Origin of the sequence: Streptomyces chartreusis NRRL 3882 (genome assembly GCF_900236475.1) — a bacterium.
GTDB classification, from domain to species: Bacteria; Actinomycetota; Actinomycetes; order Streptomycetales; family Streptomycetaceae; genus Streptomyces; species Streptomyces chartreusis_D.
This window is the reverse complement of sequence record NZ_LT963352.1, coordinates 6,673,385-6,696,251: the sequence shown is the minus strand read 5'-3', so window position 1 is coordinate 6,696,251 and position 22,867 is coordinate 6,673,385. Positions and strand designations below refer to the sequence as shown.

20 protein-coding genes are annotated in these 22,867 nt (G+C 71.4%); 10 read left to right on the top strand and 10 right to left on the bottom strand.

Annotated elements, in window-relative coordinates; all coding sequences use genetic code 11:
- Positions 1-8: 8 nt before the first annotated feature.
- The 4 genes from SCNRRL3882_RS30245 (at position 9) to ybaK (ending at position 4,006) form a co-directional block, all read left to right on the top strand.
- Entirely contained in the window at positions 9-1,586 is a 1,578-nt protein-coding gene (locus tag SCNRRL3882_RS30245; RefSeq protein WP_010039409.1) for a hypothetical protein, read from the top strand.
- Between the two features lie 121 nt (positions 1,587-1,707).
- A complete protein-coding gene (locus SCNRRL3882_RS30240) occupies positions 1,708-2,739 on the top strand; it encodes a hypothetical protein (RefSeq protein WP_010039407.1) in 1,032 nt (343 codons plus the stop codon).
- Positions 2,740-2,750: 11 nt separating this feature from the next.
- Positions 2,751-3,491 (top strand): LON peptidase substrate-binding domain-containing protein, encoded by a 741-nt coding sequence (locus SCNRRL3882_RS30235; protein ID WP_010039405.1) that lies wholly within the window; start codon positions 2,751-2,753, stop codon positions 3,489-3,491.
- Between the two features lie 11 nt (positions 3,492-3,502).
- Complete coding sequence (gene ybaK / locus SCNRRL3882_RS30230) at positions 3,503-4,006, top strand: Cys-tRNA(Pro) deacylase (RefSeq protein WP_010039404.1); 504 nt, start codon at positions 3,503-3,505, stop codon at positions 4,004-4,006.
- A gap of 55 nt (positions 4,007-4,061) precedes the next feature.
- Here ybaK and SCNRRL3882_RS30225 read toward each other — a convergent pair whose 3' ends face one another.
- The 4 genes from SCNRRL3882_RS30225 to SCNRRL3882_RS30210 all read right to left on the bottom strand — a co-directional run bounded on the left by SCNRRL3882_RS30225 (position 4,062) and on the right by SCNRRL3882_RS30210 (position 8,036).
- Positions 4,062-4,757 carry a hypothetical protein gene (locus tag SCNRRL3882_RS30225; protein ID WP_029181136.1) on the bottom strand — a complete coding sequence of 232 codons (696 nt, stop codon included), beginning with the start codon at positions 4,755-4,757 and terminating at the stop codon, positions 4,062-4,064.
- Positions 4,758-4,813: 56 nt separating this feature from the next.
- Positions 4,814-5,635, bottom strand: coding sequence for an ABC transporter permease (locus SCNRRL3882_RS30220; protein ID WP_010039401.1), 822 nt, complete (start codon positions 5,633-5,635; stop codon positions 4,814-4,816).
- 91 nt (positions 5,636-5,726) lie between these two features.
- Positions 5,727-6,701 carry an ABC transporter ATP-binding protein gene (locus SCNRRL3882_RS30215; RefSeq protein ID WP_010039399.1) on the bottom strand — a complete coding sequence of 325 codons (975 nt, stop codon included), beginning with the start codon at positions 6,699-6,701 and terminating at the stop codon, positions 5,727-5,729.
- Between the two features lie 123 nt (positions 6,702-6,824).
- A complete protein-coding gene (locus SCNRRL3882_RS30210; protein ID WP_010039398.1) occupies positions 6,825-8,036 on the bottom strand; it encodes an NYN domain-containing protein in 1,212 nt (403 codons plus the stop codon).
- A 222-nt stretch (positions 8,037-8,258) separates the two neighbouring features.
- Here SCNRRL3882_RS30210 and SCNRRL3882_RS30205 point away from each other — a divergent pair, with 222 nt between their 5' ends.
- Positions 8,259-8,423, top strand: a complete 165-nt coding sequence (locus SCNRRL3882_RS30205; RefSeq protein ID WP_231911184.1) for a hypothetical protein — start codon at positions 8,259-8,261, stop codon at positions 8,421-8,423.
- A 101-nt stretch (positions 8,424-8,524) separates the two neighbouring features.
- Here the strand turns inward: SCNRRL3882_RS30205 and dnaE are convergent, their stop codons facing one another.
- Complete coding sequence (dnaE, locus tag SCNRRL3882_RS30200; RefSeq protein ID WP_010039397.1) at positions 8,525-12,064, bottom strand: DNA polymerase III subunit alpha; 3,540 nt, start codon at positions 12,062-12,064, stop codon at positions 8,525-8,527.
- Between the two features lie 217 nt (positions 12,065-12,281).
- On the opposite strand from dnaE, the gene SCNRRL3882_RS30195 reads away from it, so the two are divergent.
- The 4 genes from SCNRRL3882_RS30195 (at position 12,282) to SCNRRL3882_RS30180 (ending at position 17,055) form a co-directional block, all read left to right on the top strand.
- Positions 12,282-13,607 (top strand): DUF2252 domain-containing protein, encoded by a 1,326-nt coding sequence (locus tag SCNRRL3882_RS30195; RefSeq protein WP_010039396.1) that lies wholly within the window; start codon positions 12,282-12,284, stop codon positions 13,605-13,607.
- Positions 13,608-13,699: 92 nt separating this feature from the next.
- Complete coding sequence (locus SCNRRL3882_RS30190; RefSeq protein ID WP_010039395.1) at positions 13,700-14,395, top strand: hypothetical protein; 696 nt, start codon at positions 13,700-13,702, stop codon at positions 14,393-14,395.
- A 78-nt stretch (positions 14,396-14,473) separates the two neighbouring features.
- Entirely contained in the window at positions 14,474-15,292 is an 819-nt protein-coding gene (locus SCNRRL3882_RS30185) for a thioredoxin domain-containing protein (RefSeq protein WP_010039394.1), read from the top strand.
- Positions 15,293-15,384: 92 nt separating this feature from the next.
- The gene (locus SCNRRL3882_RS30180; RefSeq protein WP_029181135.1) at positions 15,385-17,055 is read left to right on the top strand and encodes an alkaline phosphatase D family protein; all 1,671 of its coding nucleotides are present in this window, start codon (positions 15,385-15,387) and stop codon (positions 17,053-17,055) included.
- 26 nt (positions 17,056-17,081) lie between these two features.
- On the opposite strand, the gene SCNRRL3882_RS30175 is transcribed toward SCNRRL3882_RS30180, so the two are convergent.
- The gene (locus SCNRRL3882_RS30175) at positions 17,082-17,651 is read right to left on the bottom strand and encodes a dienelactone hydrolase family protein (RefSeq protein WP_010039392.1); all 570 of its coding nucleotides are present in this window, start codon (positions 17,649-17,651) and stop codon (positions 17,082-17,084) included.
- 107 nt (positions 17,652-17,758) lie between these two features.
- Here SCNRRL3882_RS30175 and SCNRRL3882_RS30170 point away from each other — a divergent pair, with 107 nt between their 5' ends.
- Positions 17,759-18,886 (top strand): mechanosensitive ion channel family protein, encoded by a 1,128-nt coding sequence (locus tag SCNRRL3882_RS30170; protein WP_010039391.1) that lies wholly within the window; start codon positions 17,759-17,761, stop codon positions 18,884-18,886.
- Positions 18,887-18,958: 72 nt separating this feature from the next.
- On the opposite strand, the gene SCNRRL3882_RS30165 is transcribed toward SCNRRL3882_RS30170, so the two are convergent.
- The 4 genes from SCNRRL3882_RS30165 to SCNRRL3882_RS30150 all read right to left on the bottom strand — a co-directional run bounded on the left by SCNRRL3882_RS30165 (position 18,959) and on the right by SCNRRL3882_RS30150 (position 22,847).
- Positions 18,959-19,699 carry an SDR family NAD(P)-dependent oxidoreductase gene (locus SCNRRL3882_RS30165; protein WP_029181134.1) on the bottom strand — a complete coding sequence of 247 codons (741 nt, stop codon included), beginning with the start codon at positions 19,697-19,699 and terminating at the stop codon, positions 18,959-18,961.
- A 39-nt stretch (positions 19,700-19,738) separates the two neighbouring features.
- Positions 19,739-21,325: a Na+/H+ antiporter gene (locus tag SCNRRL3882_RS30160; RefSeq protein ID WP_029181133.1), complete on the bottom strand. Its 1,587-nt coding sequence runs from the start codon at positions 21,323-21,325 to the stop codon at positions 19,739-19,741.
- Between the two features lie 95 nt (positions 21,326-21,420).
- Positions 21,421-21,906: a GNAT family N-acetyltransferase gene (locus SCNRRL3882_RS30155; protein ID WP_010039388.1), complete on the bottom strand. Its 486-nt coding sequence runs from the start codon at positions 21,904-21,906 to the stop codon at positions 21,421-21,423.
- Positions 21,903-22,847 carry an RluA family pseudouridine synthase gene (locus SCNRRL3882_RS30150; protein WP_010039386.1) on the bottom strand — a complete coding sequence of 315 codons (945 nt, stop codon included), beginning with the start codon at positions 22,845-22,847 and terminating at the stop codon, positions 21,903-21,905. The genes SCNRRL3882_RS30155 and SCNRRL3882_RS30150 overlap by 4 nt, the downstream gene beginning before the upstream one ends.
- Positions 22,848-22,867 lie beyond the last annotated feature (20 nt).

The window sequence follows — 22,867 nt, the reverse complement described above, 5'->3', positions numbered from 1 at the left end:
GAAGAGACGTGACCGAGGGGGCCGGCGTGCGCGCCGGGGAACTGCCCGACGACCTGACCGCGGCCGAGGCCGGAATGTGGCAGGCGTTCCGCAACGGCAGCGTGTACGACCTGAGCAGCGGTGACCCGGTGGTGGACGATCCGCACGGCGGCCACCCGTGGGACGAGGACCGGACCGTGCGGGCCCGGATCGTCTGCTGGCTGCTCCTGGACGGCCCGCCCGCCCTGGCCGGCCGTGTGTCGTCGCTGAAGCTGGCCGGCGTGCTGATCAGCGGCTCGCTGGACCTCGCGGGCGGCACGGTGGTGCCGTACGTCGAGATGCGCCAGTGCCGGTTCGAGCAGGACGTACTGCTGCCGGAGGCCCGCTTCACGACCGTACGGATGGTGGACTGCTCGGTGCCGCGGCTGGAGGCGGCCCGGGTGCAGACGGAGGGCGATCTGCACCTGCCGCGCTGCCGCTTCCACCGCGGCATCCGGCTCACGGACGCGCAGATCGGCACGGACCTGATGCTCAACCAGGCGATCGTGCACCGGGACCGCAGCGGCCGGTCGATCGCCGCGGACGGCCTGACCGTCGGCCAGGACTTACAGGCCGAGCTGCTGGAGTCGCACGGCGAGCTGAGCCTGCGCGCCGCCACCGTCGGCGTCTCCCTGAGCCTGCGCGGCGCCCGCCTGGCCAACCCGTACGAGCGGCTCGCCCTCAACGCCCCGCAGCTGACCGTCGAGCGCAGCCTGTATCTGACCCCGGCGGGCGTCGGCGCCCAGGCGATGAGCGGGATGACCCCGGCGCGCGGGACGCGGATCCAGCGGTTCTCGTGCGAGGGCGGGATCCGGCTGGACGACGGGCGGTTCGGCGACGCGGTCGACTTCGAGCGGGCCAGATTCACCCTCACCGACGACCAGGAGCTGTCGCTGCGCCGGGTGCAGACGCCGGAGCTGCGGTTCCTCGGCGAGCATCCCGCCCGCGGGCGGGTCGTGCTCTCGGGGGCGAAGATCGTCAACCTGATGGACCGGGCGGACGCCTGGCCCGGCCCGGGGCGGCTGCACATGGGCGGCTTCACCTACGAGAACCTCGTGCCGCGCGGGCCGTTCCCGCTGGCCGAGCGGCTGGAGTGGGTGGCGGCGGCGACCGCCGAGTACAACCCGGAGCCGTACGAGCGGCTCGCGGCCGTGCTGCGGGCCGGCGGGGAGGACGAGGACGCCCGCGAGGTGCTGCTCGCCAAACAGCGCCGGCACCGGGAGGGCCTGCCGCCGGCCGCCAAGCTGTGGGGCTACGCGCAGGACTGGGCGGTCGCCTACGGGTACCGGCCGGGCCGGGCCGCGGTGTGGATGGCGGTGCTGTGGGCGGCGGGCTCGCTCGCCTTCGCACAGGCCGGGCATCCGCCGCTGAAGCGCGGTGAGCATCCGGAGTGGAACCCCACGCTGTTCACACTCGATCTGCTGCTGCCGGTCATCGACCTGGGCCAGGTGGGCTTCTGGCAGTTGCGCGGGGGCTGGCAGTGGCTGGCGACGGCGATGATCCTGCTGGGCTGGATCCTGGCGACGACGGTGGCGGCGGGGGCGACGCGCTTGCTGCGGCGCAACTGATGATGCTGGTGTGACCGCCGTTGTTGAACTGTCACACTTTTACCTTCTCTTGACCTTGGGGCGTACAACTTTCCGCGAGTTCACCGAACCATCTGGCGCCGCCGTGACCAGCGGACTTTCAATGGTCGGCACCATGGCCATGCAGCTGCCGTTCATCCGCCCGGGCCGGATGACTAGGACCGCCTCCCACCCCGTCGGCGGGCCGCGCCCCGACGACGAGGTGCTGCTCGACGCGCCCGACGCACGGCTCAGTCCGGCGCTGGTCGCGGCCGCCCGCGGCGACCACGGACCGGCCTCCGGGCTGCTCCAGGCCACCCGGGCGGCGGCCGAGTGGGAGCGGCGCGACCGGTACATCACCCGGCTGGCCGCCTTCGCCCGCTCGCGCCCCGACTGGCTGGACGCCTGGCTCGCCACCGCCCCCCACGACCCGGACGCGCTGCTGCTCCGGGCCCAGCTGGCCGTGGACCGCGCCTGGCAGTCGCCGGCCCGGGCCGAGATGCTGCGCGAGGTGAGCCCGCTGATCACGGCCGCCGCCCGGGGCGACCACGGCGACCCGGTGCCCTGGCGGCTCGCGCTGGACCACGCGCGCGGCGCCCAGGCCGGACACACCTACTTCGAGCAACTGTGGGCTGCGGCGGTCCGCCGCGCGCCGCACCACTACGGCTGCCACGAGTCGGCCCTGCGCTATCTGGCCGCGTCCTGGCACGGCTCGCACCAGGAGTGCTTCGACTTCGCCGATCGGGCCGCGCAGGACGCGCCCGCCGACGCGCTCGTCCAGGCACTGCCGCTGCGGGCGGCCTTCGGCTACCTCACCGACGGCTGCGGGCCCGAGCTGCCGCGCGAGCGGCTGGACGCGGCCGCCGACCGGGCGATCGCGCTGTCCCCGCGCCTGCCGGCGGCCGACCCCTGGCCGGCCCGGATGCGGAACCTGCTCGTCTTCGTCCTGGTGTGCCTGGAACGCTGGCCGGACGCCCAGGAACAGCTGCGCCTGAACGGCCCGTACGCCACCTCGTTCCCCTGGGACCAGGTGTCGGACGACCCGCTCGGCCACTTCCTGCGGGTACGCGACGACATCCGGTCCGCAGCAGCCGGCCGGCCGCCCGGGCATCCACGGAGTGAACGGGGCGGACGAGTCCGCCCCGGCGACCATTAGGCTTTTGCGTCGTGACCACCGTCCGGCTCCCCCTCTTCCCCCTGAACTCGGTGCTGTTCCCGGGGCTCGTGCTCCCGCTCAACGTCTTCGAGGAGCGGTATCGCGCCATGATGCGCGAACTGCTGAAGACGCCGGAGGACGAGCCGCGCCGGTTCGCCGTCGTGGCGATCCGCGACGGCCACGAAGTGGCCCCCAGCGCGCCCGGCATGCCCGACCCCACGTCGCTGCCCGAGCGGGGGCCCGCCGCGGGCTTCGGCACGGACCCGGCCAAGGCGTTCCACAAGGTGGGCTGCATCGCGGACGCGGCGACGATCCGGGAGCGGACCGACGGCTCCTTCGAGGTGCTGGCGACCGGCACGACCCGGGTGCGGCTGCTGTCGGTCGAGGAGTCGGGTCCGTTCCTGACGGCCGAGCTGGAGCCCCTGCCGGAGGAACCCGGCGACGAGGCGGCGCCGTTGGCCGAAGGGGTGCTGCGGTCCTTCCGCCAGTACCAGAAGCGGCTGGCGGGCGCGCGGGAACGGTCCCTGACCACCGGCGCCGACCTGCCCGACGAGCCGGGTGTGGTGTCGTACCTGGTGGCCGCGGCCATGATGCTGGACACCCCCACCAAGCAACGCCTGCTCCAGGCCCCCGACACGGCTTCCCGCCTGCGGGACGAGCTGAAACTCCTTCGCTCCGAGACGGCCATCATCCGTAATCTGCCGTCGTTGCCGGCGTCGGAGCTGACGCGCGGCCCGACGAGTCTCAACTGAAGCGGACGGCAATGGCGAAGAAGTCGAAGAAGCAGCAGCAGGCGGGCGGCACCCCGGCGACGGTCGCCCTGACGGCGGCGGGCGTGGAGTTCACGGTGCACTCCTACGACCACGACCCCGCCCACCCCTCCTACGGCGAGGAGGCGGCCGAGGCGATGGGCGTCTCACCCGACCGCGTCTTCAAGACCCTGGTGGCGGACGTCGACGGCGCGCTGACGGTCGCGGTGGTCCCGGTGGCGGGCCAACTCGACCTGAAGGCCCTGGCAGCGGCGGTGGGCGGCAAACGCGCGACCATGGCCGACCCGACCCTGGCGGAACGCACGACGGGCTACGTCAGGGGCGGCATCTCGCCCCTGGGCCAGCGCAAAAAGCTCCCGACGGTCCTCGACGCATCGGCATCCGCCCACCCGACGATCTGCGTCTCGGCCGGCCGGAGGGGCCTGGAGGTGGAGCTCGCTCCGGAGGACTTGGCGAAGCTGACCGACGCGGTCCTGGCCCCGATCGGCCGCCCGTAGCTCCGCTTAGCTGCGCTTAGCTGCGCCCACCCGCCCTCAGCACCGACGCCGAGCACTACGCAACCGGCGGTGCCTGATACGGCCCGTCCGAGAGCTCCGGCTCCGGGTCCCGAGGCCCGAACAACGCCGTCAACCCGAGATGCACCACCAACGCCGCAAGCGGCCAGGCCAGCAACGCCCCCTTCGCCCCCAACTTCAGCGGCGCGGAGAACGTCACCCCCCGCCCCACTTCCCGCGCATGCGCGACCACGTCCTCCGCAGGCCCGAGCCACACCCCGATCCGCCAGGCCAGCAACGACCCGAGCAGCCCCCCGACGGCCAGCCCCACCACCAGCGGCACACCCCCGCGCCGCCGCAGCAGAAACACGACCAGGGCGCTGACGAACCCGAAGGCCAGCCCGAGCAGCGCGAACGTGCCGTCGACCCCGACGGCCTGCTCCCCCTCGGTGTCCTTGAGGTAGACGACCCAGTTCCCCTGGGCCACGTCACCGACCAGCGGCACGTGCGGCGCGAGCCACCACCACAGCACACCCAGCAGCACCCCGCCGAGCGCCACCGCCACGGCGACGACGCCGGCCTCCCGCAGTTCCGTCTTCATGCCGGGACCGTCCTGTCCGTACCAGCCGTGCCCGGCGTACTCGGCATGCTGGGACCCGGGAGCCGGAGCCCCGGACCCGGCGCCCGGCGGCTGCCACGAATCCTGTGCGGAACGTTCATGCGGCGGTGGTGGTGGATTCAGTGGTGCGGTCACCCTGCCATCGTGCCAGGCCCGCCTGTACCCCGCGTCACCGGACGATCCCTCCCCGCTCACCGGACGGCCGCCCGGCGGTACGCCCAGGTCGCCACGCCCAGCGAGACGACACCCACGCACCCGCACACGGCGAGGTCACCGAGCACGAAGGCCCAGTCGGGATGCGGCCCGAACGTCCGCGCGAAGGCCTCGACGCCGTACGTCGACGGCAGCAGGTCCCGCGTGAAACGCACCGCCTCCGGCATCCGCTCGGCCGGCAGCACGCCCAGCAGCAGCGCCGCCGACATGCCCAGCTGCCCGAGCAGCGTGGCCAGCTCCGGCCGGGGCGCGAGCAGCCCGAGCGCCGCCCCCAGCCCGGCGAGCGCGGCGCCCGCCAGCGGGATCACGGCCAGCAGGACCCACAGATGGGCCAGCGGCAACCCGAACAGCACACAGCCGAACACCGCCGTCACGACGGTCCCCGGCACGGTGAACGACGCGTACGCGCCCGCCGCGCCCAGCACCACCGCCGCCGGCGGTACCGGCAGCGTCGCGTAGTGGTCGAGCCCGCCACTGGCCCGCAGCTGCCCGAAGTACTGCGCGAGCAGGTTGAGTGCGACGAAGGCCACCACCAGCACGGACGACCCGGCGACCACGGCCTGCGCCTCCGCCCCGTCGTCCACGACCCCGCGCATCAGGATCATGATCCCGATCGACTGGAAGGTCGCCACGAACAGCAGCGGGATCCGCGCGACCCGCGCCCGGGACAGCTGCGCCCGGTACACGGCCGCCAGCGACGGCCACAGCCGCGCCCGAGGCCCGAGCTCGGCCGCGCCCGCGGCGGGCTCGTCCACGGCCACGGCACCGCCCGGCAGGACATCGGCGGGTACGACACTCACGTCGCGCTGCTCCCCTTCGTCGGGTCCACTGCGGCAGTCGCCCTGTTCACTACGTACGCGGCGGCCCGCGCGCTCAAGGCTTCGGTGCTCCTCACGCCTTCACCAGCCCCTGCTGCACGGCACCGCCCAGGGCCAGGTACACGTCCTCCAGGCTCGGCGTGGCCAGCGTGAAATCGTCCAGGGCGGCGAAGGCGGCCCCTCCGGTGACGGTGGCGACGACCGCCCGGGCCTCCTCGGGTCCGAGCCGGAGCGTCCACAGGCGCCCCGACTCCACGGCGCGGTCCCGCAGCGCGGCCACCTCGGGGACGTGCAGCGGCGGCGCGTCCCGCCACACCAGGTCGACCCGCACCTCGCCGGCGACCTGTTCCTTGAGCCCGGCCGGGGTGTCGCAGGCGATCACCCGCCCCCGGTCGAGGACGGCCACCCGGTCGAGCACGGTCTCGGCCTCGATGACGTTGTGGGTGACGAGCAGCACGGTCGTCCCGCGCTCGGCCCGCCGCCGGTCGACGGCGGACCACACGGCCCGCCGCGCCACCGGGTCCATGCCGGTGGTCGGCTCGTCGAGCACGAGCAGCGGCCGCTCCCCCACCAGCGCCGCGGCGAAGCACGCCAGGCGCCGCTGGCCTCCGGAGAGCTTCTTCAGCGGCCGCCCGGCGAGCGGGGCGAGCCCCAGCTCGTCGAGCACGTCGTCCCGCTCGGCCCGCGCCCGCCGGACGTCCAGGCCGCGCAGCCGCCCGGTGGTCTCGGCGGCGAGCGACACGGTCAGCTCGTCGAGGGCGGTGGATTCCTGCCCCAGGTAGGCGAGGATCCGCGCGGCCCGCTCCGGGTGGCGCACGATGTCGTGCCCGAGGATCTCCACGCTGCCGCGGTCGGGGCGCATCAGCCCGGTGAGCTGCCGCACGAGGGTGGACTTGCCGGCACCGTTCGGCCCGAGCAGGCCGAAGATCTCGCCGCGCCGGATGTCCAGCGTCACGTCGTCCGTGGCGCGGACCTCGGGTGTTCCGGGCGCGCCGCGCCGGCCGCGTACGGCCGGATAGGTCTTGGTCAGCCCGCGCACCGCGCACACGACGTCACCATCGTGCCGAAATGCCTGTGCCGCGCGCTTACTCACAAGGGACGAGACTACGGGGTCGACCGCCCCGGTCCGCTCTCGGGTCGGTCCACAACGGGAAATCCGTCGGCAAAGTCCTCATTCCCCGACCGGCGCGTGCTCCACTCCCGTGCGCACGCCGATCTCCTTCCAGAAGCCGGCCCGGATGGCGTACCGGTCCCGCTCGTCGATCTGGTCGTCCTTGTGGGCGAGCAGGCCGAAGCGGGCGGCGTAGCGCAGCAGCTCGCCGTCGACGCGGTGCGGGATGCGCGGGTACATCCCGGACAGTTTCTGGAGGTGGCTCTGGTCGCCGAGGCGCTCGACCCAGCGCCGGGCGAAGACCTGCCCCACCTCGTAGGGGTCGCCGCCGACCGTGGTGATGTCCTCCTCACGGTCGGCCCACCGCTGTTCGGCCGTGGTCAGCTGGGCGAGCGTCGGCATCGAGGCGGCCTCGGGGGGCTCGGCCGTGGGCCGGTCGACCCAGCCCTTGTCGGAGGACCACCGGAGGGTGGCGGAGGCGGGGTGCTGGGCGGACTGGGGGCCTGGGGCGCGCAGGGCGGCCAGGTCTTTGGGCGTGGGGACGCCTTTGGGGGCGGGCGCCCGTTCCTCCGCGCCGTTGTGCCCGGGGCCGGCCGCGGGGTGCTGGGGCTGCGGGGCGGGGCGCTCGGCCGCGGCGGCGAGCGCGGACTCGGGCAGCGGGGCGGAGAGGATCGCGGCGATCTCGGGCCGGGGCGCGGGCTGCGGGGCGCACACGCCGGTGTGCTCCTTGGCGCGGACGGCCTTGGTGATCCAGGTCCGGTCCAGGACGCGCCGCTCGTCGGCCTCGGCGACCAGGTCCTCGGACTGGTTGTAGTCGCCGTCGGCGGCCTGCACGGCCCACAGGTGGACGGCGACGCCGTGCTCCTTGGCGGCCATCATGCCGGGCAGCAGGTCGCCGTCGCCCGTGACGAGGACGACGTCGGAGCAGGCGCGGTTGCGGGCCAGCTCGGTGAGCTCGGCATGCATGGCGGCGTCCACGCCCTTCTGCGCCCAGCGGCCGTCGCTGCGGGTCAGCGCGCCCAGCCGGACGGTGACCCGGGGCATCACGCGCAGCCTGCGGTGCTCGGGCTGCGGGACCCGGTCGGGGGCGCCGTCGAACCAGTAGATCCGCAGCAGCGGCTGCTGTGTGTCCGACTCGGCGCGTTCGCGCAGCCCCTGGATGAGGGCGGTGTGATCGACGGTGATGCGGGATCGTGAGGGCTCCCCGGCGAGGAGACTCGCCGCTGCCCCCAGCAGATACCCCGCGTCCACCAGGACGATGCAGCGGTCCACACGACTCACCCTCTTCCCGGGAGGTTTGCTTCGGGCTTGCTTCGAGTCTGCCCGACGGCGCGGAGGTTAACGGCGGGAACTCGATCTTCGGCGTGGCGTTTCGCTCCGGCCTGCTCCGACTCCCCCTGTCACGCAGGGTAATTGTCCGACATGCGATCGTTGTCGGCCTGTGTGAATCTGGTCCCGGCCCTGGCCCCTAGATCCCCCACAGGAGGCATCACCATGGCCAAGAACAAGAACCGTGACCGTAAGCAGCAGCGTCCGACCGAGCGCGGGCAGCGTGCGGACCGCAGCCCGGCGACCGAGGCGGAGCCCCAGACCGAGGCCGAGCTGACCCCCGGTGACGTGGCGTCCCGCAAGCGGAAGCGCAGCTTCGGCCACAACTGACATCTGTGTGACGGGTTGTTGAGACCCGCGCACATGCGCGAGGGGCGTACCAGGTACCGGGTACGCCCCTCACGCGCATCGAAAGCCGTCCGCGGCCTCGGTCATCCCGCCAGGCAGGACGGCCCGAGCAGCACCTTCAGGTCACCGAAGAGCGCCGGGTCCGGCTTCACCCGGTGCCGGTCCAGCCGCAGCACGGTCGTCTTGGTCGGTCCCTGGAGCTTGATCCGGACCTCGCTGTCGCCCTTGTGGTGGCTGAGGACCTCGCCGAGGCGGCTGACCAGCGGCGGAGTGACCCGGGTGGCCGGGATGGTCAGCACGACGGGCGCGTTGGTGCCCGCATTCGACAGGTCGGGGACCTGCAACTCCATCGCGACCAGCCGCGGCACGTCCTCGCGCTTGTCGAGGCGGCCCTTGACGAACACCACGGCGTCCTCGACGAGTTGGGTCGAGACGAGCTGGTACGTCGCGGGGAAGAACATGCACTCGATCGAACCGGCGAGGTCCTCGACGGTGGCGATGGCCCAGGCGTTGCCCTGCTTGGTCATCTTGCGCTGCAGGCCCGAGATGATGCCGCCGATGGTGACCACGGAGCCGTCGGAGTAGTCACCGCCGGTCAACTGGGAGATGCCCGCGTCGGCCTTGTCGGACAGGATGTGCTCCAGGCCGAACAGCGGGTGGTCGGAGACGTACAGACCGAGCATCTCCCGCTCCTGGGCGAGCAGATAGGTCTTGTCCCACTCCTCGGTGGTGAACTCCACGTCGAGCCCGAAGCCCGGCTCGCTGCTGTCGTCCTCGCCCATGCCGCCGAAGAGGTCGAACTGCCCCTCGGCCTCCTTGCGCTTGACCGCGACCACGTTGTCGATCATCGGCTCGTACTGCGCGGTCAGGCCCTTGCGGGTGTGACCCATGGCGTCGAAGGCGCCGGCCTTGATCAGCGACTCGGTGGTGCGCTTGTTGCAGACCACCGCGTCCACCTTGTCGAGGTAGTCCGGGAACGAGGTGTACTTCCCCTTGGCCTTGCGGCACCTGATGATCGACTCGACGACGTTCGTGCCGACGTTGCGGACGGCGGAGAGGCCGAAGAGGATCACGTCGTCGCCCTGGGCGGCGAAGTTGGACATCGACTCGTTGACGTCCGGCGGGAGCACCTTGATGCCCATGCGGCGGCACTCGTTGAGGTAGACGGCCGACTTGTCCTTGTCGTCCTTCACGGACGTGAGCAGCGCGGCCATGTACTCGGCGGGATGGTTCGCCTTGAGGTACGCCGTCCAGTACGAGACGAGTCCGTACGCGGCGGAGTGCGCCTTGTTGAACGCGTAGCCGGCGAAGGGGACCAGCACGTCCCAGAGCGCCTGGATGGCTTCGTCGCTGTAGCCCTTCTTGCGGGCGCCCTCCTGGAACAGCACGAAGTTCTTCGCCAGTTCCTCGGGCTTCTTCTTGCCCATCACGCGGCGGAGGATGTCGGCCTCGCCGAGCGAGTAGCCGGCGATGATCTGGGCGGCCTTCTGCACCTGCTCCTGGTAGACGATCAGGCCGTAGGTGACGTCCAGGACCTCCTTGAGCGGCTCCTCCAGCTCGGGGTGGATCGGTGTGATCTCCTGCTGGCCGTTCTTGCGCAGCGCGTAGTTCGTGTGGGAGTTCATGCCCATGGGGCCCGGGCGGTACAGGGCCGACACGGCGGAGATGTCTTCGAAGTTGTCCGGCTTCATCAGCCGGAGCAGGGAGCGCATCGGGCCGCCGTCGAACTGGAAGACGCCGAGGGTGTCGCCGCGCTGGAGCAGTTCGAAGGTCGTGGGGTCGTCGAGCGGGAGGCTCAGGAGATCGATGTCGATCCCCTTGTTGGACTTCACCATCTTGACGGCGTCGTCCATGATCGTGAGGTTGCGCAGACCCAGGAAGTCCATCTTCAGCAGGCCGAGCGACTCACAGCTCGGGTAGTCCCACTGCGTGATGGTCACGCCGTCGGTGTGCCTGACCCAGACCGGGACGTGGTCGGTGATGGTCTCGCTGGACATGATCACGCCGGCGGCGTGCACGCCCATCTGCCGGACCAGGCCCTCGACGCCCTTGGCGGTGTCGATGACCTTCTTCACGTCCGGCTCGTTCTCGTACATCGCCCGGATCTCGCCCGCCTCCGAGTACCGGGGGTGCTCGGGGTTGGTGATGCCGTCGAGGTTGATGCCCTTGCCGAGGACGTCGGCGGGCATGGCCTTGGTGAGGCGGTCGCCCATCGCGTACGGGTAGCCCAGCACGCGCGCGGAGTCCTTGATCGCGTTCTTGGCCTTGATGGTGCCGTACGTGCCGATCATGGCGACCTTGTCGGCGCCGTACTTCTCCGTCACGTACCGGATCACCTCGACGCGCCGGCGCTCGTCGAAGTCGATGTCGACATCGGGCATGGAGATGCGCTCGGGGTTGAGGAACCGCTCGAAGATCAGGCCGTGCGGGATGGGGTCGAGGTCGGTGATGCCGAGGGCGTAGGCGACGATCGAGCCGGCCGCGGAGCCTCGGCCGGGGCCGACCGCGATGCCCTGCTTCTTGGCCCACATGATGAAGTCGGCGACCACGAGGAAGTAGCCCGGGAAGCCCATCGAGATGATGGTGTCCATCTCGTACTCGACCTGCTTCATGCGGTCGTCGGGGATGCCGTCCGGGAAGCGGCGGTGCATGCCGCGCAGGGTCTCCTCGCGGAACCAGCTGACCTCCGTGTACCCCTCGGGGATGTCGAACTTCGGCATCAGGTCGCGCTTCTCGAACATGCCCGTGGTGTCGACCATCTCGGCGATCAGCCGGGTGTTGGCGCAGCCCTCCTGCCAGGCGTCCGAGGAGTCGATGGCGTACATCTCGTCCGTGGACTTCAGGTAGTAGCCGGTGCCGTCGAACTTGAAGCGGTCGGGGTCGGAGAGGTTCTTGCCGGTCTGGATGCACAGCAGGGCGTCGTGGGCGCTCGCCTCGTGCGCGTACGTGTAGTGCGAGTCGTTGGTGACCAGCGGGGGGATGCCGAGCTTCTTGCCGATCTCCAGCAGGCCGTCGCGGACCCGGTGCTCGATCTCGATGCCGTGGTCCATCAGCTCCAGGAAGTAGCGGTCCTTGCCGAAGATGTCCTGGTAGTCGGCGGCGGCCTTCAGGGCCTCGTCGAAGTGGCCGAGGCGCAGCCGGGTCTGGACCTCGCCGGAGGGGCAGCCGGTGGAGGCGACGATCCCCTCGGACCACTTGGCGATGGTCTCCTTGTCCATCCGGGGCCACTTCTGCAGCCAACCTTCGGCATAGGCGTCCGAGGAGAGCCGGAAGAGGTTGTGCAGGCCGGTCTTGTCCACCGCCCACATCGTCTTGTGGGTGTAACCACCGGAACCGGAGACGTCGTCCCGCTTCTGGTGCGGCTGGCCCCACTGGATCTTGCGCTTGTTGCGGCGCGACTCGGGCGCGACGTACGCCTCGATGCCGATGATCGGGGTGACCCCGGCCTTCTGCGCGGAGTGGAAGAAGTCGTAGGCCCCGTGGAGGTTGCCGTGGTCGGACATGGCGATGTGCGTCATGCCCATCTCGTTGCACGCGTTGAACATGTCCTTCAGCCGCGCGGCACCGTCCAGCAGCGAGTACTGGGTGTGGACGTGCAGGTGCGTGAACGGCGGCTTTGACACGGCTGCGGCCTCCAGGGAAAACGTACGTCGAATGGGGCCCGACAGGCTGCGGACAGTCTGGGGGACAGCGTCGAAGTCTATGCCTCGCCACTGACACCCGGGGGCCTGACCCGCGTACCTTCGTGCGGGGCTCGCGGGCACTCCCGCGGACCGCCGCACGTTAGCCGGAGGGCGGACCTGCCGCCCCGAGACGTTATGCACCAGGAGGCACCCAGCGATGTCGTTCCCGCAGCTCGACGACGAGCACCGCGGCGAGGAGATCCTCACCGTCTTCGACACCGCCTTCGGCGAGCTCCTGGCCGCCGACCCGGCCGCGTTCCGCGTGAAGTTCCGGAAGATGGCGGCCTCGGCCTTCGCGTTCTACCGGGGCACGGCGTGCCTCTTTTACCACGATCTCGACGACGAGAAGCAGGGCGGGCCGTTCCTGGACGAGCGCACCTCGCGCGTGTGGATCCACGGCGACCTGCACGCGGAGAACTTCGGCACGTACATGGACGCCAACGGCCGCCTGATCTTCAACGTCAACGACTTCGACGAGGCCTACGTCGGCCCGTTCACCTGGGACCTGAAGCGCTTCGCCGCCTCCATCGCCCTCATCGGGTACGCGAAGGCGCTCAGCGACGAGCAGATCTCCGAGCTGGTGACGGTCTACGCGGTCGCGTACCGCGAGCGGATCCACGCCCTGGCCACCGGCGCCAAGAGCGACGAGGTGCCGCCGTTCACGCTGGACACCGCGCAGGGCCCGCTGCTCGACGCGCTGCGGGACGCCCGGTCGCTGACCCGCTTCGGGCTGCTGGAGTCGATGACGGAGATCCGCGACTTCGAGCGCCGTTTCGCGGCCGGGGGCGGCTCCGTCGAGCTGGACGCGGCCACGCGCTACAAGGTCCTCGCCGCCTTCGACGGCTACCTGGAGACGCTCCCGGACAGCTCGCTGGCCCGCCCGGACTCCTACCGCGTGAAGGACGTCGTCGGCCGGCGCGGCATCGGCATCGGCTCCGCGGGGCTGCCGTCGTACAACATCCTGCTGGAGGGCCACAGCGACGCCCTGGAGAACGATGTGGTGATCTACATCAAGCAGGCCCAGACCCCGGCCGTCTCCCGGCACGTCACGGACCAGGCCATCCGCGGCTACTTCCAGCACGAGGGGCACCGCACCGTCATCTCCCAGCGCGCCCTCCAGGCGCACGCCGACCCGTGGCTGGGCTGGACGGAGCTGGACGGCGCGGGCCAGCTGGTCGCCGAGGTCTCGCCGTACGCGGTGGACCTCGACTGGGGCGACATCGACGACGCGGAGGAGATCGCCCAGGTGGTGGCCGACCTCGGCCGGGCCACGGCCACGATGCACTCGGCGGCGGACGACCAGTCCGGTGAGTCCCTGGTGCCGTTCTCCACGGAGCGGGCGATCGACGCGGCGATCGCGGCCGACGAGGAGGGCTTCGCGCCGCTGCTGATCGACTTCGCGCACAGCTACGGCGCACGGGCGCGTGCCGACCACCAGACCTTCGTGGACCTGTTCCGCAACGGCCGGATCCCGGGTCTGTAAGGGCCCCTGAGCCGGGGCTTTGGCCGTCCGCTCACTCACAGGCATCCTTTAGGGGTCCCTTACAGGCCCCCGTGACAGACTCTCCTTTCGCTATGGACATATCCGGGATCCAGCTCAGAGCCGTACGCGCGGCGCTGTTCACGGCAGTGGTCGTGACGCTCAGCACCGCGTCGCACGTGCTGCTGTCCCGGGTCCCGCTCCCGATGGGCACGGTGGCCGCGGTCGCCGCCACCGTGTTCGTGATCGCGTACGCCCTGGCGGGCCGCGAGCGCTCCTTCGGGCGGATCGCGGCCCTGCTGATCCCGCTGGAACTGGCCGCCGACACGGTGTTCACCACGGGGCAGCACGCCTGTTACGGCCGGTCGGGCGGCCCGGTCGCCGGCCCCCTGCGGTCGGTCGGCCTGGACGTGCTGTGCGGGGGCGGTGAGATCGGCACACCACTGGCCCGGATGGCCGGGGCCACCGGCACCGAACGGCTCTCGGCCGCGGTCGCGCACGCCGACCCCGCCACCGCCTGGCTGCTGCTCGGCGCGCACGTCGGCGTGGGACTGGCCGCCGCCGTCTGGCTGCGCCGGGGCGAGCGGGCCCTGGCCCAGTTGCTGCGGGCGGTGGGGGCGACCACGTTCCGGCCGCTGCTGCTGGCGGTCGCCGCCGTGACGGTGACGCGGGCCCCGGCAGGGCGCCGCCTGCCGTCGCGGGCCGTCGACCGCACGCCCACCGCCCGCGAGCGGATCCTCGCCCACTGTCTGGGACGGCGTGGACCGCCGTGCTCGCCCGCCTTCGCGTGAGGCACCTTTCGAGCACCGGCAGTCCCCCTTACGTATTCCGCACACGACGTGTGCGCGTCCCCGACGGAGAACATCACCATGAGCAAGCGGAACACCCAGGCGGCGAAGACGGCGGCCCGTGAGCGGCTGCGCGCCGAACGCGAGCGCGAGGCCAAGCGGGCGAAGGCCAAGCGGCAGATCATCGTCGCCGCCTCCATCGTCGGCGTCCTGGCGATAGCCGGCGGCATCGGCTACGCGGTCGTCCAGGCCAACAAGCCCACGCACTGGGAGGCCCAGAAGGACGCGGAGGTCGTCGCCCCGGCCAACACCACGGGCACCAAGGGCACCACGGTCGTCATCGGCAAGGACTCGGCCAAGAAGACCCTGAAGGTCTACGAGGACCCGCGCTGCCCCGTGTGCGCCCAGTTCGAGCAGACCGTCGGTCCGACCGTGAAGAAGGACATCGACGACGGCAAGTTCAAGATGCAGTTCATCGGCGCCACCTTCATCGACAACAAGGACAACGGCGAGGGCTCCAAGAACGCGCTGAGCGCCCTGGGCGCCGCGCTGAACGTCAGCCCCGAGGCGTTCCTCGACTACAAGGCCGCGCTGTACTCCAAGAAGTGGCACCCGGACGAGACGACCGACGAGTTCAAGAACGACAGTTACCTCATCAAGGTCGCGAACACCGTCCCGGAGCTGAAGAACAACAAGAAGTTCCAGGACGCGGTCGAGAAGGGCACCTACGACGCCTGGGCGATGGCCATGTCGAAGACCTTCGACGACAACAAGGACGGCGTCACGGGCACCCCGGGCTTCGTCATGGACGGCAAGCAGCTCACCGCCGACAGCCAGGGCACGCCGCTGATGACGGTGGCCGACTTCAACCGGGTGGTGGGCGAGGCCCTCAAGAAGTGACGGCGGGTCCGGGACCGGCCACCACGTGAAGAGCGGGCGAACTTCGGGAGTTCGCCCGCTCTGGCGTGTACCGATCAGTAACCTGATCGTCCGTGACCAGTCGATACAGATCATCGAAGCCGTCAGAGGACCTCAACTCCCTCACCCCGCGCCGCCGTACGGTCGTCATGGCCGCGGCGGCGACCGCTGTCCTGGCCGGACCGCTGGCAGCGACCCTGCCCGCGCGCGCCGTCGACCAGGCTCCCGCCTTCCTGCACGGCGTCGCCTCCGGTGACCCCCTGCCGGACGGCGTCCTGCTGTGGACCCGCGTGACCCCCGTCCCGGAGGCCGTACCCGGCTCCGGACTCGGCCCGGACACCGAGGTGAGCTGGGTCGTCGCCGAGGACCGGGCGTTCACCACCGTCGTCGCCAAGGGCTCCACCACCGCGACGGCCGCCTCCGACCACACCGTGAAGGCCGACATCCGCGGCCTGGAACCGGCCACCGACTACTGGTTCCGCTTCTCCGCCGGCGGCACCGACTCCCCCGCCGCCCGCACCCGCACCGCCCCGGCGGCCGACGCGTCCGTCACCGGCCTCCGCTTCGGCGTGGTCTCCTGCGCCAACTGGGAGGCCGGCTACTTCTCCTCGTACCGCCATCTCGCGGCCCGCGGCGACCTGGACGCCTGGCTGCACCTCGGCGACTACATCTACGAGTACGGCACCGGCGAGTACGGCACCCGCGGCACGGTCGTCCGCCCGCACGCCCCGGCCCACGAGATCGTCACCCTCGCCGACTACCGCACCCGGCACGGGCGTTACAAGACCGACCCGGACCTCCAGGCGCTGCACGCGGCGGCCCCGGTCGTGGCGATCTGGGACGACCACGAGTTCGCCAACGACGCCTGGTCGGGCGGCGCCGAGAACCACACGGAGGGCGCCGAGGGCACCTGGTCCGTCCGCCAGGCCGCCGCCAAGCAGGCCTACTTCGAGTGGATGCCGGTGCGCCCGGCGATCGCGGGCACCACCTACCGCCGGCTGCGCTTCGGCAAGCTGGCCGACCTCTCGCTGCTGGACCTGCGCTCCTTCCGCTCGCAGCAGGTCAAGGTCGGCAACGGCGGGGTCGACGACCCGGACCGCACGCTCACCGGCCGCGCCCAGCTGGACTGGCTCAAGGCGGGCCTGAAGGCGTCCGACACCACCTGGCGGCTGGTCGGCAACTCGGTGATGGTCTCGCCGTTCGCCATAGGCTCCCTCTCCGCCGATCTGCTGAAGCCCCTCGCCAAGCTGCTGGGCCTGCCGCAGGAGGGCCTCGCCCTCAACACCGACCAGTGGGACGGCTACACCGACGACCGGCGCGAGCTCCTCGCCCACCTGCGCGCGAACGCGATCCGCAACACGGTCTTCCTCACCGGCGACATCCACATGGCCTGGGCCAACGACGTGCCGGTGGACGCCGGTACGTATCCGCTGTCCCCCTCGGCCGCCACGGAGTTCGTCGTCACCTCGGTCACCTCCGACAACCTCGACGACATGGTCAAGGTCCCGCAGGGCACGGTCTCCGCGGTCGCCGCACCCGTGATCCGCGCCGCCAACCGGCACGTCCACTGGGTCGACACCGACCGCCACGGCTTCGGCGTCCTGGACATCACGGCCGAGCGCGCGCAGATGGACTACTACGTCATCTCGGACCGCGCGAAGCGCGACGCGACCGCCACGTGGTCCCGCTCGTACCGCACCCGCAGCGGCACGCAGAAGATGGAGCGCGTCTACGACGCGGTCTGAGCCCCGGACAACGGCCGGCCAACCGGCTACAAGCTGTCGAGGAAGCCGAGCGCCACCCGCCAGGTGGCCTCGGCGGCCTCCTCGTCGTAGTCCGGCAGGTCTGGGTCGGTGTAGAGGTGACCCGCCCCCGCGTACCGGTACACCTCGACGTCGGCGCCGGTGCGGCCCATCTGGAGGTACCAGGCGCTGAGCCAGTCGTCCGTCTCGAACGGGTCGGGCTCCGCCACGTGCAACTGGACCGGCAGGTCGTCCGCCGTGGCGCCCGGCGCGATGTCCGACGTGCCGTGCAGGAGCAGCAGCCCGCGCGCCTTGTCGTCGCCGAGGGCGAGGGTCTGCGCGATGGAGGCGCCGAGCGAGAACCCGGCGTACACCAGCCCGCGCTCGGAGTACGGAGCGGCGGCCAGCACGGCCCGCTTCAGCAGCTCCTCCTTGCCGATCTTCTCCTTGTGCTCCATGCCCTCCTCGACCGTGTCGAACGTGCGTCCCTCGAAGAGGTCGGGCGTCCACACCTCGTGTCCGGCCGCGCGCAGCCGGTCGGCGGCCTGGAGCACCGCGGGCCGCAGCCCATGGGTCGAGTGAAAGAGCATGATGTTCATGAGGCCATGGTGCCAGCCGGGTGTGACAGGCCGGGATCGCGGCACTACCCAGGACGCCGCCGAAGTCACATGTTCATGCCCCCCGGGAGCCGGTTAGGTTCGGGGGCATGGAGAACCTCCTGCGACCGCTGATCGTGGTCGGTGGCTCGGTCGTGCTCACGCTGGTGATCGGCTGGGCCACCGACTTCCTGCTGCGCAAGGCCGACGAACGGCACCACGACACCCCGCTGTGGGGGCTGCTGCGCCGTGGCCGCATCCCGTACCAGCTCGTGCTCTTCGCGGCCCTGCTGAGAGGGTCGTACGACGAGGCGCAGCTGCTGGAGAGCCGCCGCGAGGGCATCGGCCAGGCGCTGACCCTCGTGCTGATCGGGTCGACCGCGTGGCTGGTGATCCGTATCGCCTCGGCGATCGTCGAGACGTCGTACAGCCGGTACGCCCATGCCCGGGCCCACCGCGACCCGGCCAGGGTCCGGCGGGTGCGCACCCAGGTGACGCTGATCATGCGGGTGGTGTCGGCGATCGTCGGTGTGGTGGCCGCGGCGAGCATGCTGCTGACGTTCCCGGCGTTCCGCGCGGCGGGTGCCTCGCTGCTGGCCTCGGCCGGCATCCTCGGCATCGTCGCCGGTGTCGCCGCGCAGTCCACGCTGAGCAACATGTTCGCGGGGTTCCAGATCGCCTTCGGCGACATGGTGCGCATCGGGGACACCGTCGTCGTGGACGGCGAGTGGGGCACGGTCGAGGAGATCACGCTGACGTTCCTGACCGTGCGCACCTGGGACGAGCGGCGGATCACCATGCCGGTGTCGTACTTCACGTCCAAGCCGTTCGAGAACTGGTCGCGCGGCACGCCCCAGATGACCGGCACCGTCTTCTGGCACGTCGACCACACGGCCCCCGTGGACGACATGCGCGAGAAGCTCCGCGACATCCTGCGCGAGTGCCCGGCCTGGGACGGCCGCGCCTACGACCTGTCCGTCACGGACACCACCCCGAACACCATGCAGGTGCGGGCCCTGGTGACCGCCAAGGACGCGGACGACATCTGGACCGTGCGGGTCACGGTCCGCGAGCGGATGGTCCGCTGGCTGACCGACGAGCACCCGTACGCCCTGCCCCGCGTCAACACGGCGGACGCGGCCACGCCCCCGGCCGCGTCCCGCAACGGCCACCGCCCGTCCCAGGACGGCGTCCCGCCCCAGCGCCGCTTCCACGGTTCGAGCCGGCCGGAGCGCTGACGGCACGGGTCGGCGGCCGCACAGCAGGAGGGCTGTCCGCAGTCGCGGGCAGCCCTCCTGCTGACGCTCTGGTCAGTGACCGCGCTCGGCGCCGCCGTTGACCTGGATGATCTGGGAGGTGATGTGCCCGGCGCCCGGCGAGGCCAGCCAGTGCAGGGTCTCGGCGACGTCCCCGGGAGTCCCGGCCCGCCCGTTCGAGGTCTCGCCGATGAGCCGCGCCCGCCGCTCCTCGGCCATCGCGTCCCCGAAGAACTCGGTGTCCTCGATGTAGCCGGGCGCGACCACGTTCACGGTGACGCCGCGCGGCCCCAGCTCCCGGGCCAGATCATGGGCGTACGGATGCAGCCCTGCCTTGGCCGCCGCGTACGCCCCGCTCCCGGACCCCCGGTAGGCGGCGATGGAGCTGAGGAACAGCACCCGCCCACCTGGCTCGGCGAGCCGCGGCTTCAGAGCCTCCGTGAGCAGGACGGCCGTCAGGGTGTTGAGCCGGAAGTTCACGGTCCAGGTGTGCGCGACGGCGTCCAGCGGATCGTCACCCGGGGCGTCCGGTTCCAGCAGTCCGCTGCCTCCGGCACTGTGCACGAGCACGTCCACGGACCCGAACTCCCGCTCCACGAAGGCGGCGACACCCCGTACGTCCTCCGGCTCGGCGAGATCGGCCGCACAGGTCAGCGCGCCGGGCACCTCGGCCTTCTCCAGCACCTCGGCCCGTCGCCCGAGCAGCAGCACCCGATCCCCACCCGCGGCGAACATCCGGGCCGCCGCGAGCCCAATTCCGGTTCCTCCACCACTTATTACTACGTTCCGTGCCATACGAGCGACCCTACGACCCATCAGCCACCGAGGTCGAACTCAGCGCAGGCTCCGCACGTCCAGATGCCGCAGCACCCGGTCCACCACCTCGGGATCCGCCCCGGGTTCACTCCGCGCCGCCAGCACCTCGTGCCGCGCCGCACTCAGCATCTCCTGCTGGATCCGCCGCACCCGTTTCACCCGCCGAGCGCGCTCCCGGTACGCCTCCCGCCGCTCGTCCTCGGCCAGTTCGGGACTGATCCGCACCCCGATGTCGAAGGCCCGCCGCAGCATCTGCTCGGACAGTTCCTCCGGCATGTCCTCGCTCTCCTCGATCTCCCGCAGCCTCCGCTTCGCCGCCTGCGCCGCCCGGATCGCCAGCGCCTTCGCGAACTCCTTCTCGACATCCGTGTCGGCGCGCACCCCCAGCCACCGCACCAGCCACGGCAACGTGAGCCCCTGTACCACCAGCGTCACCACGATCACGCCGAACGCGATGAAGATGATCTCGTCCCGGCTGGGGAACGGCGAGCCCGCGTCGGTCTCCAGCGGAATGGCCAGCACCAGCGCCACCGAGGCCACTCCCCGCATCCCGGACCACCACATCACCACGGTCTCGCGCCAGCTCACCGGGATGTCCTCGTCGTAGTCCCGTCGCGCGTGCAGCCGCTTCGTCAGCCAGGTCGCCGGCAGCAGCCACAACAGCCGTACGAACACGACCACGCAGACGACCAGCGCCGCCCACCCGAGCAGCTCGCCCCACCGGCCGGACGCCGTGTGGATCGCGTTGTGCAGCTCCAGCCCGACCAGCCCGAACGCGACGCCGGTGACGAGCGTGTCGACGATGTTCCAGAACGTGTGCCCGGCCAGCCGCGTCATGACGTCGTCGGCATCGGACCCGTACTCCGCGAGGAACAGCGCGGTGGTGAGCACGGCGAGCACCCCGGACCCGTGCATCTCCTCGGCCAGGACGTACGAGGCGTACGGCACCAGCAGGGTCAGCCCGATCTGGAGGGTCGCGTCCCCGAGCAGTTCCATCAGTTTGTTCGCGCCCCAGCCCAGCGCGAGGCCCACGGCCACCGCCACCACGGCCGACAGCACCAGATCGAGCCCGGCCTTCCAGGGGGAGAACGTCCCGCTGACGGCGGCGGCGATCGCCACGTGGTACAGGACGATGGCCGTCACGTCGTTGAACAGCCCCTCGCCCTCCAGGATCGACACCAGCCGGCGCGGCAGCCCCAGTTGCCCGGCGACGGCGGTCGCCGCGACCGGGTCCGGCGGCGCGACCAGCGCGCCGAGTGCGAACGCCGCGGCCAGCGGCAGCCCCGGCACGATCGCGTTGGCCGCGGCGGCCACACAGGTCATGGTGACGAACACCAGCGCCACGGCCAGCAGGAAGATCGGTCTCTTGTTCGCCGCGAACTGCCGCCAGGACGTGCGGCGCACGGCGGCGTACAGCAGCGGCGGCAACAGCAGCGGCAGGATCAGGTCCGGCGGGATCTCGACGTTCGGTACGAAGTCGAGCAGCGCGAGCACTATGCCCAGGAGCGTCATCAGCACCGGCGCGGGCACGCTGAACCGGTCCCCGACCGGGACACTGATCACGGCCCCGAGCAGCAGCACGAAAAGCAGGGCCAACTGATCCACGGTCAGCGCTCCGGTAGGTCAGACGTTCACACGACTGACCTCAAGCCTGCCACGCAACTCCCGGGACAAACCGTTTCGGCACCCTTCATGACGGGCTAAAGCGAACGCCGCATCCCCTGGTGCGGAATGCCCGCCTCCAAGTACTCCGGCCCGTAGGCCTCGTAGCCGAGCCGCTCGTAGAAGCCCAGCGCGTGGGTCTGGGCGTGCAGGTCCACGGCGGCGAGGCCACGCGCGCGTGCCGCGTCCTCGATGGCCCGCACCAGGGCGACGCCGACACCGAGTCCGCGCGCGTGGGCGGCCACGGCGAGCCGGCCGAGGGAGCCCACGGACGCGTCGGCTCCCGTCTGTGCCACGGCCGCCTCCCCGAGCAGCAGCCGCCCCGTCCCGAGCGGCACGCCGTCCCCCCGGACCGCCAGCACATGGACGGCCCCCGAGTCGTACGCGTCGTACTCGATGTCCTCCGGCACGCCCTGCTCGCCGACGAACACCTCCTTGCGCACCGCGAAGCACGCCTCACGGTCGGCCGGGCCCTCGGCGACCCGCACCACGTACGGCAGCGACGGCGACGGCGTCCCGCTCATGCGTACGTCTCCTCCCGGACCTGGTCCAGCGCCTTCTGGAGGTCCTCCGGGTACTCGCAGGAGAACTCCGCCCACTGCCCGTCCCCGGGGTGCTCGAAGCCGAGCCGCACCGCGTGCAGCCACTGGCGGGTCAGACCGAGCCGCTTGGCGAGCGTCGGGTCGGCGCCGTACGTCAGGTCGCCGACGCAGGGGTGCCGGTGGGCGGCCATGTGGACGCGGATCTGGTGCGTGCGGCCGGTCTCCAGCTTCACGTCCAGCAGGGACGCCGCCCGGAAGGCCTCGATCAGGTCGTAGTGCGTGACGGACGGCTTGCCCTCGGCGGTGACGGCCCACTTGTAGTCGTGCTGCGGGTGGCGGCCGATGGGCGCGTCGATGGTGCCGCTGGTCGGGTCGGGGTGGCCCTGGACGAGCGTGTGGTACCGCTTGTCGACCGTGCGCTCCTTGAACTGGCGCTTCAGGGACGTGTACGCGTACTCCGACTTGGCGACCACCATCAGACCGGACGTGCCGACGTCGAGCCGGTGCACGATGCCCTGGCGCTCCGCGGCCCCCGAGGTCGAGATCCGGTACCCGGCGGCGGCCAGGCCCCCGATGACGGTCGGGCCGGTCCAGCCCGGCGACGGGTGCGCGGCCACGCCCACCGGCTTGACGATCACGACCACGTCATCGTCGTCATGCACGATCTCCATGCCCTCGACCGGCTCGGCCACCACCTGCACCGGCGCGGGCGCCTGCGGCATCTCGACCTCCAGCCAGGCGCCGCCGTGCACCCGCTCGGACTTGCCGACCACCGATCCGTCGACCGTGACCTTCCCCGCGGCGGCGAGCTCGGCCGCCTTGGTCCGGGAGAAGCCGAACATGCGGGAGATGGCGGCGTCGACGCGCTCGCCCTCCAGTCCGTCGGGCACGGGCAGGGTACGGATCTCGGGAATCGTGCTCACCCGTCGAGTATGCCGGACGG

What these genes read in the sequence shown, in the direction of transcription:
- SCNRRL3882_RS30165 (WP_029181134.1), bottom strand. Translation starts at nt 19,699, where the DNA reads ATGGCACGGAACGTAGTAATAAGTGGTGGAGGAACCGGAATTGGGCTC.
- SCNRRL3882_RS30240 (WP_010039407.1), top strand. Translation starts at nt 1,708, where the DNA reads ATGGTCGGCACCATGGCCATGCAGCTGCCGTTCATCCGCCCGGGCCGG.
- SCNRRL3882_RS30170 (WP_010039391.1), top strand. Translation starts at nt 17,759, where the DNA reads ATGGAGAACCTCCTGCGACCGCTGATCGTGGTCGGTGGCTCGGTCGTG.
- SCNRRL3882_RS30185 (WP_010039394.1), top strand. Translation starts at nt 14,474, where the DNA reads ATGAGCAAGCGGAACACCCAGGCGGCGAAGACGGCGGCCCGTGAGCGG.
- ybaK (WP_010039404.1), top strand. Translation starts at nt 3,503, where the DNA reads ATGGCGAAGAAGTCGAAGAAGCAGCAGCAGGCGGGCGGCACCCCGGCG.
- SCNRRL3882_RS30190 (WP_010039395.1), top strand. Translation starts at nt 13,700, where the DNA reads ATGGACATATCCGGGATCCAGCTCAGAGCCGTACGCGCGGCGCTGTTC.
- SCNRRL3882_RS30175 (WP_010039392.1), bottom strand. Translation starts at nt 17,651, where the DNA reads ATGAACATCATGCTCTTTCACTCGACCCATGGGCTGCGGCCCGCGGTG.
- SCNRRL3882_RS30205 (WP_231911184.1), top strand. Translation starts at nt 8,259, where the DNA reads ATGGCCAAGAACAAGAACCGTGACCGTAAGCAGCAGCGTCCGACCGAG.
- SCNRRL3882_RS30155 (WP_010039388.1), bottom strand. Translation starts at nt 21,906, where the DNA reads ATGAGCGGGACGCCGTCGCCGTCGCTGCCGTACGTGGTGCGGGTCGCC.
- SCNRRL3882_RS30195 (WP_010039396.1), top strand. Translation starts at nt 12,282, where the DNA reads ATGTCGTTCCCGCAGCTCGACGACGAGCACCGCGGCGAGGAGATCCTC.